Source organism: Streptomyces sp. NPDC020965 (genome assembly GCF_044333555.1).
In the GTDB taxonomy this organism is placed as follows: Bacteria; Actinomycetota; Actinomycetes; order Streptomycetales; family Streptomycetaceae; genus Streptomyces.
Map to the genome: position 1 here is coordinate 149322 of NZ_JBIRRE010000011.1, position 8692 is coordinate 158013.

At 71.9% G+C, this 8692-nt stretch carries 7 protein-coding genes; 3 read left to right on the top strand and 4 right to left on the bottom strand.

Annotated features, from left to right (window positions below; translation table 11 throughout):
- Nucleotides 1–8: 8 nt before the first annotated feature.
- The 3 genes from ACH4S7_RS29600 to ACH4S7_RS29610 form a co-directional block, all read right to left on the bottom strand.
- Nucleotides 9–1844: an ABC transporter transmembrane domain-containing protein gene (locus ACH4S7_RS29600; RefSeq protein ID WP_398524480.1), complete on the bottom strand. Its 1836-nt coding sequence runs from the start codon at nt 1842–1844 to the stop codon at nt 9–11.
- 169 nt (nt 1845–2013) lie between these two features.
- Nucleotides 2014–3450: a Gfo/Idh/MocA family protein gene (locus ACH4S7_RS29605; RefSeq protein WP_398524399.1), complete on the bottom strand. Its 1437-nt coding sequence runs from the start codon at nt 3448–3450 to the stop codon at nt 2014–2016.
- Nucleotides 3451–3628: 178 nt separating this feature from the next.
- On the bottom strand, nt 3629–4075 hold the full coding sequence (locus ACH4S7_RS29610) for a MarR family winged helix-turn-helix transcriptional regulator (RefSeq protein ID WP_398524400.1): 447 nt from the start codon (nt 4073–4075) through the stop codon (nt 3629–3631).
- Nucleotides 4076–4276: 201 nt separating this feature from the next.
- Here ACH4S7_RS29610 and ACH4S7_RS29615 point away from each other — a divergent pair, with 201 nt between their 5' ends.
- The gene (locus ACH4S7_RS29615) at nt 4277–6088 is read left to right on the top strand and encodes an ABC transporter ATP-binding protein (RefSeq protein ID WP_398524401.1); all 1812 of its coding nucleotides are present in this window, start codon (nt 4277–4279) and stop codon (nt 6086–6088) included.
- Between the two features lie 85 nt (nt 6089–6173).
- Entirely contained in the window at nt 6174–7037 is an 864-nt protein-coding gene (gene mltG / locus ACH4S7_RS29620) for an endolytic transglycosylase MltG (RefSeq protein ID WP_398524402.1), read from the top strand.
- Here mltG and ACH4S7_RS29625 read toward each other — a convergent pair.
- Nucleotides 7009–8118 carry an NAD(P)-binding domain-containing protein gene (locus tag ACH4S7_RS29625; RefSeq protein WP_398524403.1) on the bottom strand — a complete coding sequence of 370 codons (1110 nt, stop codon included), beginning with the start codon at nt 8116–8118 and terminating at the stop codon, nt 7009–7011. The two genes, mltG and ACH4S7_RS29625, sit on opposite strands and share 29 nt — an antisense overlap.
- A 111-nt stretch (nt 8119–8229) precedes the next feature.
- Here ACH4S7_RS29625 and ACH4S7_RS29630 point away from each other — a divergent pair, with 111 nt between their 5' ends.
- The gene (locus tag ACH4S7_RS29630; RefSeq protein WP_398524404.1) at nt 8230–8652 is read left to right on the top strand and encodes a secondary thiamine-phosphate synthase enzyme YjbQ; all 423 of its coding nucleotides are present in this window, start codon (nt 8230–8232) and stop codon (nt 8650–8652) included.
- The last annotated feature ends 40 nt before the right edge of the window (nt 8653–8692 follow it).

The following is an 8692-nucleotide window of genomic DNA, read 5'->3' on the forward strand; positions in this document are numbered from 1 at the left end:
CGTGCCGCTCACGCCGATCCCTCTATCTCCGCGAGGCTCTTCCCGCCGCGTTCGATCCCGCCGCGTTCGATCCCGCCGCGTTCGATCCCGCCGCGGTCGATCTCGCTGTCGGGCTCCCGGGTGACGACGGCCCGGTAGTGGGGTTCACCGCGCAGCAGCTCGCGGTGCGTGCCCACGGCGACCACCGTATTGCCGTCCAGCAGCACCACCTGGTCGGCCAGGTCCAGCAGCAGCGGCGACGAGGTGAGGACCACGGTCGTCCGGCCCTTGCGCAGCTCTCTGACACCGGCCGCGATCCGCGCCTCGGTGTGCGAGTCCACGGCGGACGTCGGCTCGTCCAGCACCAGCACCTCGGGGTCGGTCACCAGCGAACGGGCCAGCGCCAGGCGCTGGCGCTGGCCTCCGGAGAGCGAGCGACCGCGTTCGGTGATCCGGGCCTCCATCGGGTCGTCGGTGCCGCCGGTCGCCGTCCGCGAGAGTGCGGTGAGCACATCACCGCACTGGGCGGCGTCCAGGGCGTCGGTCGCGGAGACCTTCCCGGACGACGGAACGTCGAGCAGTTCCCGCAGCGTCCCGGAGAGCAGCACCGGATCCTTGTCCTGGACGAGGACGGCGGTACGGGCCTCGTCCAGCGTCAGGCCGTCCAGCGGAACCCCGCCGAGCAGGACCGACTCCGCTCCTTCCGTACCGGCCGCCGAATGGCCGCCCAGCCGGTCGGCCAGCTCCCCGGCCGCGTCCGGATCGCCGCTCACCACGGCGGTGAGCCGGCCGGCCGGGGCGAGGACGCCGGTGGCCGGGTCGTAGAGGTCCCCGCCGGACTGTGCGTACGAGGCGCCGGTCCCCTCGGTCGCGCGGCGGAGCGCCAGCACGCGCGCGGCCCGGTTCGCCGACGGCTTGGAGAAGGAGTACGCCATCGCGATCTCCTCGAAGTTCCGCAACGGGTGGCCGGTGAGCAGGACGGCGCTGTAGATGGTGACCAGCTCGCCGACCGAGATCCGGCCGTCGAGGCTGAGACTCGCCCCGTATCCGACGACCGTCAGCAGCAGGACGCCGGGCAGCAGCACCTGGATCGCCGCGATCAGCGACCACATCCGGGCACTGCGGATGGCGGCGCGACGCACCTGCTGGGACGCCTCGCGGTAGCGGCGGAGGAACAGCTCCTCGCCGCCGATCCCACGCAGCACCCGCAGTCCGGCGACCGTGTCCGACGCCAGCTCGGTGGCGTAGCCGGCCTTCGCGCGCTGGACGTCCGCGCGCCGGGTGGCGGCGGGCAGCAGCGGCAGGACGGCGAGGGCGAGCAGCGGGAGGCCGATGGCGACGACGATGCCGAGGGCCGGCTGGTAGAAGAGCAGACCGGTACAGATCACGATCAGGGTGATGACCGAGGCGGCGAACCGCGAGATGACCTCGACGAACCAGCCGATCTTCTCCACATCGCCGGTGGAGACCGCGACCACCTCACCGGCCGCGACCCGGCGGGTCAGCACCGAGCCCAGCTCGGCGGCGGTCCGGGCCAGCAATTGCTGCACCCGGGTGGCCGAGGTGATCCAGTTGGTGATGGCGGCCCGGTGCAGCATCGTGTCGCCGAGCGCGATACCGGCGCCGCACACGACGATCAGCGCGCCCGCCCAGGCGAGCCGGGTGCCGGAATCGTCCACCACCGCCTGGACGGCCAGGCCCACGCCGAACGGCAGCCCGGCGATGGACAGTTGGTTCAGCAGGCCCCACACCAGGGCTCTGAGCTGGCCGCCCAGTTGGTTGCGGCACAGCCAGAACAGGAATCGGCTACCGGAGCGGACGTCGGGATCACCTGGATCGGCATACGGAAGGTCGCGAATTTGCATGGTGTCCCAGCAGGAGTCGAGGTTGGCGCAAACCGTGCAAGGTTCGCCCTCGACGGTCTGCTTCCGCAAACGATTTTCCCTTGTGATCGGGCGGATCCCGCCAGACCGGGACCTGCCGGGGAGCGCCCGGGGGCCCGGGCCGGGACGCCACCGGCCCCCGGGCCGACCGTCATCCCGCGGGCTTGGCGGAGTCCACCCCCGGGCGGGCCCGGCGCCACTCGCCGCGCGTGAAGTCGGGGATCTGCTGGGGCGCGCCCTGCGCGCGGATCGACGCGTGGCTGAGCGGCACCGGCGCCGTCCAGGTGGCGGCGTCGTACACGTCGAAGTCCGGCACCAGGCCCAGCCTGACGCACTGGATCAGCCGGTACAGCATGATGTAGTCCATGCCGCCGTGGCCGCCGGGCGGGTTGCTGTGCTCCTTCCAGAGCCAGTGGTCCCAGTCGGCGTACTTCGAGAAGTCGCCCCACCGGTGGTCGGTGTGGTCCGGCTCGACGTAGATCCGCGCCGGATAGTCCTCGAAGACGCCCTTGGTGCCACCGAGGCTGTTGATCCGGCTGTACGGGTGCGGGGTGGACACATCGTGCTCCAGGCGGATGACCCGGCCCTTCGCGGTACGGATCATGCTGATCGTCCGGTCGCTCCCGATGTACGACTCCTTCCAGCTCGGGTCGCCCGGGGGCAGGTGGGCCTCGCGGTACTCGGCGAGGCCGAGCGCGGGGGTGCCGAAGCTGGAGATGGACACCACCCGGTCGCCGCGGTTGACGTCCATGTAGTTGGCGACCGGGCCGAAGCCGTGGTTGGGGTAGAGGTCACCGCGCAGCCGGGTGTGCCAGAGCCGCCGCCAGGGGCCTTCGTAGTAGTCGGGGTCGAACATCAGCTCGCGCAGATCATGGTTGTACGCGCCGGCTCCGTGCAGCAGCTCGCCGAAGGTGCCGGCGTGCGCCATCCGCAGCACCCGCATCTCGTTCCTGCCGTAACAGCAGTTCTCCAACTGCATACAGTGGCGCCGGGTGCGCTCGGAGAGGTCGACGAGCGCCCACAGCTCGCTGAGGCGCATGGCGATCGGGCACTCGACGCCGACGTGCTTGCCGCCCAGCATGGCGGCCTTCGCCATCTCGAAGTGGGTCTCCCAGGGCGTGGCCACATAGACGAGGTCGATGTCGCCGCGCCCACAGAGGTTCTCGTAGTCGTCGTCTCCGTTGGCGTAGAGGGCCGGCGCAGGTCGGCCGGCCGCCACGACCTTGGCGGCGGCCCGTTCGGCCTTCGCCCGGACCGGGTCGCACAGGGCGACCACCCGGACCCCGTCCAGGGCGAGGAAGAGATCGAGCATTCCGGCGCCACGGTTGCCGAGGCCGATGATGCCGATGCGTACGGTGTCACGGCGCTCGAAGGGCACGCCGACCATCGTGCGGCCCTTGCGGGCCGGTGCCGCCGCCTGGTCGGGGGTGGCGGCACTGTCGGCCGCCGCGGCCGTCCCGGTACCGAGTGCGCCGAGTCCGAGCCCGGCGCCGGCGACTCCCGCCGTGGTCCACAGAACAGAACGACGGCTCGGGGAGCCGTCGTTCGTCGTGCCGCCGTCATGGTCCGGTATTGCTGCGTCGTTCATCGAGCCTCCACGAAAGCTGATGGTGCGCGGCTGGTCATGAACCTCGGCAAGGACCCTGGCCGGTGGGGCGGCTGGTGCGCAAGGGCGGCGTTTGGACTCCTGAGTGCGACTTCATGGACTCTTCGCGGAGAGCGCGCGGGGAGGGTGGCGCGGACGGTCCGTGGGGAGCCGGTCGCGGTCAGCAGTCCTGTGCCGGCCCGTCGACCAGGGTGGTGAGCAGCCCCCCGAACAGCTCACGCTCCTCGGCGGTGAGCGGGGCCAGGATGTCCTCGGCGGCGGCCCGGCGTGCGTCGCGCAGCGTCCTGAGCGTGGCCCGGCCCGTGTCGGTCAGCTCGATGCGGATCACCCGGCGATTGGCCGGATCGGGGGCCCGGCGGACCCGGCCGCTCGCCTCAAGGCCGTCCACCAGGCTGGTCACGGCCCGGGGGACCACCTCCAGCCGGGCGGCGAGGTCGGCCATCCGGGGCGCCTCGTCGTAGTGCGCGAGGGTGCGCAGCAGACGAGACTGCGCGGGAGTGATCGCGACATCGGCCGATTCGAGCTGGCGCTTCTGACTGCGGTGGAGCCGTCGGCTCAGTCGCAGGAGCTGTTCGGCCAGCAGGCCGTCGGCGTCGGGTGTGGTCATACGGGAACAATATCAGGACCTTGTTCATTGTGAGTATAGGTAACAGTGAGCTAGGCTCTCAAAAGCTCTACCCATAGCTCTCCACCCGCACCTCGTTCACCCGGCCCGGGCCCACGCCTCACACCCGCCCGCCGCCGGGCCGGATGTCCCACGGCTCATGCCACCCGGCGCCCCTGAGCCCTCAGCGCCCCGAAGGAGCCCATGCACCCCGAACCGACCCCATGGACACCCCCGGCCCGTGCGCCGGAGCAGCCGCCCGCGCAGGTGCGGCGCATCCTCCGGCTCTTCCGCCCCTACCGCGGCCGGCTCGCCGTCGTCGGTCTGCTCGTCGGCGCGGCGTCCGTCGTCTCCGTCGCCTCGCCGTTCCTGTTGCGCGAGATCCTCGACACTGCGATCCCGCAGGGCCGCACCGGACTGCTCGCCCTGCTCGCGCTCGGCATGATCGCCACCGCCGTGATGAACAGCGTCTTCGGCGTGCTCCAGACGCTGATCTCCACCACCGTCGGCCAGCGGGTCATGCACGATCTGCGCACCGCGGTCTACTCCCGGTTGCAGCGGATGCCGCTCGCCTTCTTCACCAGGACCCGCACCGGAGAGGTCCAGTCGCGCATCGCCAATGACATCGGCGGCATGCAGGCGACCGTCACCTCCACCGCGACCTCCCTGGTCTCCAACCTCACCGCCGTGATCGCCACCGTCGTCGCGATGCTCGCGCTCGACTGGCGGCTCACCGTCGTGTCGCTGCTGCTGCTCCCGCTCTTCGTCTGGATCAGCCGGCGGGTCGGCCGCGAGCGCAAGAGGATCACCACCCAGCGGCAGAAGCAGATGGCCGCGATGGCCGCGACCGTCACCGAATCACTCTCCGTCAGCGGCATCCTGCTCGGCCGCACCATGGGCCGGGCCGACTCACTGACCGACTCCTTCGCGAAGGAGTCGGAGCGTCTCGTCGACCTGGAAGTGCGCTCCAGCATGGCCGGCCGGTGGCGGATGTCGACCATCGGGATCGTGATGGCCGCCATGCCGGCCCTCATCTACTGGGCCGCCGGCCTCGCGCTACAGGGCGGCGGGCCGACCATCTCGATCGGCACCCTGGTCGCCTTCGTCTCGCTCCAGCAGGGCCTGTTCCGACCGGTGGTGAGCCTGCTCTCCACGGGCGTGGACATGCAGACCTCGGTCGCCCTCTTCCAGCGGATCTTCGAGTACCTCGATCTGCCCGTGGACATCACCGAGCCCGATGAACCGGTCCGGCTCGCGAAGATCCGCGGCGAGGTCCGGTTCGACGCCGTCGACTTCGCCTACGAGCCCCGGCAGTCCCGGCCCACCCTCGACGGCATCGACATCACCGTCCCGCCGGGCGGCAGCCTCGCCGTCGTCGGAGCCACCGGCTCCGGCAAGTCCACCCTCAGCCATCTCGTACCCCGGCTGTACGACGTCACCGGAGGCCGGGTCACGCTCGACGGGGTCGACGTGCGCGACCTCGGCTTCGACACCCTGGCCCGCGCGGTGGGCGTCGTCTCCCAGGAGACGTACCTCTTCCACGCCTCCGTCGCGGACAATCTGCGCTTCGCCAAACCGGACGCCACCGACGCGGAGATGGAGGCCGCCGCCCGGGCCGCGCAGATCCACGACCACATAGCGTCGCTGCCGGACGGGTACGACACCCTCGTCGGCGAGCGTGGGTACCGCTTCTCCGGGGGCGAGAAACAGCGCCTCGCCATCGCGCGGACCATCCTGCGCGATCCGCCCGTACTCATCCTCGACGAGGCGACCAGCGCGCTGGACACCCGTACGGAACAGGCCGTGCAGCAGGCCGTCGACGCGCTCTCGGCGGGCCGGACGACCATCACCATCGCCCACCGCCTCTCGACCGTACGGGACGCCGACGACATCGTCGTCCTGGAGGCCGGGCGCATAGCCGAACGCGGAACGCACGAGGAACTGCTCGCACGGGACGGCCGGTACGCCGCGCTGCTGCGCGGGGACGGCAAGGTGCCCGTCCCGGTCGCGTCCTGACCACATCGGCGCCCTCCCCGGGCCGTTCCGCCGCATCGGCCGCGTCCTGACCGGGTTCGGCCGGTGCGGCGGTTAGCGTGCCCGTATGAGGAACACACCCTCGTCGCACGGGCGTCGGCCCCGGTCCGGTGGCCGCCGCCGACTGGTTCATATCGTCGGGGCGCTCATGGGGGCGCTCGCCGTCGCGGCCGGCACCGTACTTATGTCACCGCCGTTCCGGGACGCCGCGGAGAGACTGCTGGGGCTGGCCGGGGAGCGGACGGGAGCCCTGGTGATCCCCGAGGGCTGGCGGGCCGCGCAGGTGTACGCGGCCGTCGACGCGGCCCTCGGTGAGCGGCCGGGCACCACCCGCCGGGCCGTGGCCACGGCGGAGCTGCGGTTGCCCGCGGCGGCCCGGGGCAATCCGGAGGGCTACCTCTTCCCGGCGACGTACCCGATCGACTCCGGCACCACCCCGCACGGGCTGCTGCGCTACATGGTCGGCACCGCCCACGAACGCTTCGGCGGCGACCGGGGGACACCGGGCGCGCGGCGCGGCGCGGCGACGGACTACCGGACCGTGACCATCGCCAGCGTGGCGCAGGCCGAGGCCGACACCGCGCGGGACATGGGGAAGGTGGCCCGGGTCGTCTACAACCGGCTCGCGCGCGGAATGCCGCTCCAGATGGACTCGACGCTGAACTACGCGCTGAACCGCAGCACGCTCGACACCACGATCGCGGACACCAGGATCGCCGGCCCGTACAACAGTTACGCGCGCCGGGGGTTGCCGCCGACCCCCATCGACAACCCGGGCGAGGCGGCGGTGCGCGCGGCACTCGATCCGCCGCCGGGGGAGTGGCTCTACTTCGTCACGGTGGCCCCGGGGGACACCCGGTTCAGCGTGGACTACCCGGAGCACCAGCGCCATGTGGCGGAGTTCAACGCGCGGCGGGCGCGGGCACGCTGACTCCGGTCGCCGGCTCGCGTCGCAGCAGCCGCTGGATTCCCCGGACGGCGGCCCGCCCGGCCCGGTTCGCCCCGATGGTCGACGCGGACGGGCCGTACCCCACCAGATGGATCCGCTCGTCCCTGGCCGCCGCGGTGCCCTCCATCCGGATGCCACCGCCCGGCTCGCGCAGCCCCAGCGGCGCGAGGTGGTCGATCGCCGCCCGGAAACCGGTGGCCCAGAGGATCACGTCCGCCGCCACCGTGCGGCCGTCGTCCCAGGCGACGCCGCCGGGGGTGATCCGGTCGAACATCGGCAGCCGGTCGAGGATGCCGCGCTCGCGGGCCCGCCGCACCGCGTCGTTCAACGGCAACCCCGTCACCGAGACCACGCTCTCCGGCGGCAGCCCGCGGCGCACCCGGTCCTCGACCCGGGCGACGGCCTCCCGGCCGAGGTTCTCGTCGAAGGGCCCCTCGACGAAGACGGGCGGTCGCCGGGTCACCCAGAACGTCTCCGCCGCGTGCTCGGCGATCTCCATCAGATGCTGGGTCCCGGAGGCACCGCCCCCGACGACGATCACCCGCTGGTCGGCGAACTCCTCCGGCCCGGGGTAGTCGGCGGTGTGCAACTGCCGCCCCCGGAAGGTCTCCTGTCCGCTGTAGCGGGGCCAGAACGGGCGGTCCCAGGTGCCCGTGGCGTTGATCAGGGCGCGGGCCGACCAACTCCCCTCCGAGGTCTCGACCAGCAGCCTTCCGCCCACTCCGGCGCGTACGGCGGATACCGCGACCGGGCGGTGGACCCGCAGGTCGAAGCGGTCCTCATAGGCGGCGAAGTACTCACCGATCACCTCCGACGAGGGCCGGGTCCCGTCGGCGCCGGTCAGCTCCATGCCCGGCAGTGCGTGCATTCCGTGCACCTTGCCGTAGGTCAGGGACGGCCAGCGGAACTGCCAGGCGCCCCCGGGGCGCGGGGCGTGGTCGAACACCACGAAGTCACGGTCGGGGACCAGCCCGACCCGCCGCAGATGGTGCGCGCCGGACAGTCCCGCCTGCCCGGCACCGATGACGACCACGTCCACGTCCCGTACCCCGAAGTTGTTCACGTTTCTACTAACCGGTCGGATGCCGTGGATCTTCCCACCGCCAGGCACGGGGATCGGCCGACATCGCCAGCGGTACGGCGGAGACCGCCCCGGAGGGGAGAGGATGGCCCCATGCCCGGACCCTTCACCACCACGATGCTCGACATCACCACCGGCCCGGCCGAGACGGTGACCGATCTGACCCGTGCCTGTGAGCGCTTCCTCCAGGAGAGAGCGGCCGGCCGCGACGGACTGCTCCATGTCTTCGTGCCCCATGCCACGGCCGGCATCGCCGTCATCGAGACGGGCGCGGGCAGCGACGACGACCTCCTCACGGCCCTGCACACCCTGCTCCCGGCCGACGACCGCTGGCAGCACCGCCACGGCAGCCCCGGCCACGGCCGCGACCACGTACTGCCGGCACTGGTGCCGCCGCACGCGACGCTGCCGGTGATCGGGGGGCGGCTGGAGCTGGGGACCTGGCAGTCGGTCTGCCTGGTCGACACGAATGTGGACAATGTGAGGCGGCGGGTCAGGTTGAGTTTTCTGGGGTAGTCGGCGGCGCAGGTGGTTCTGACGCTGCTTCCGATACCAC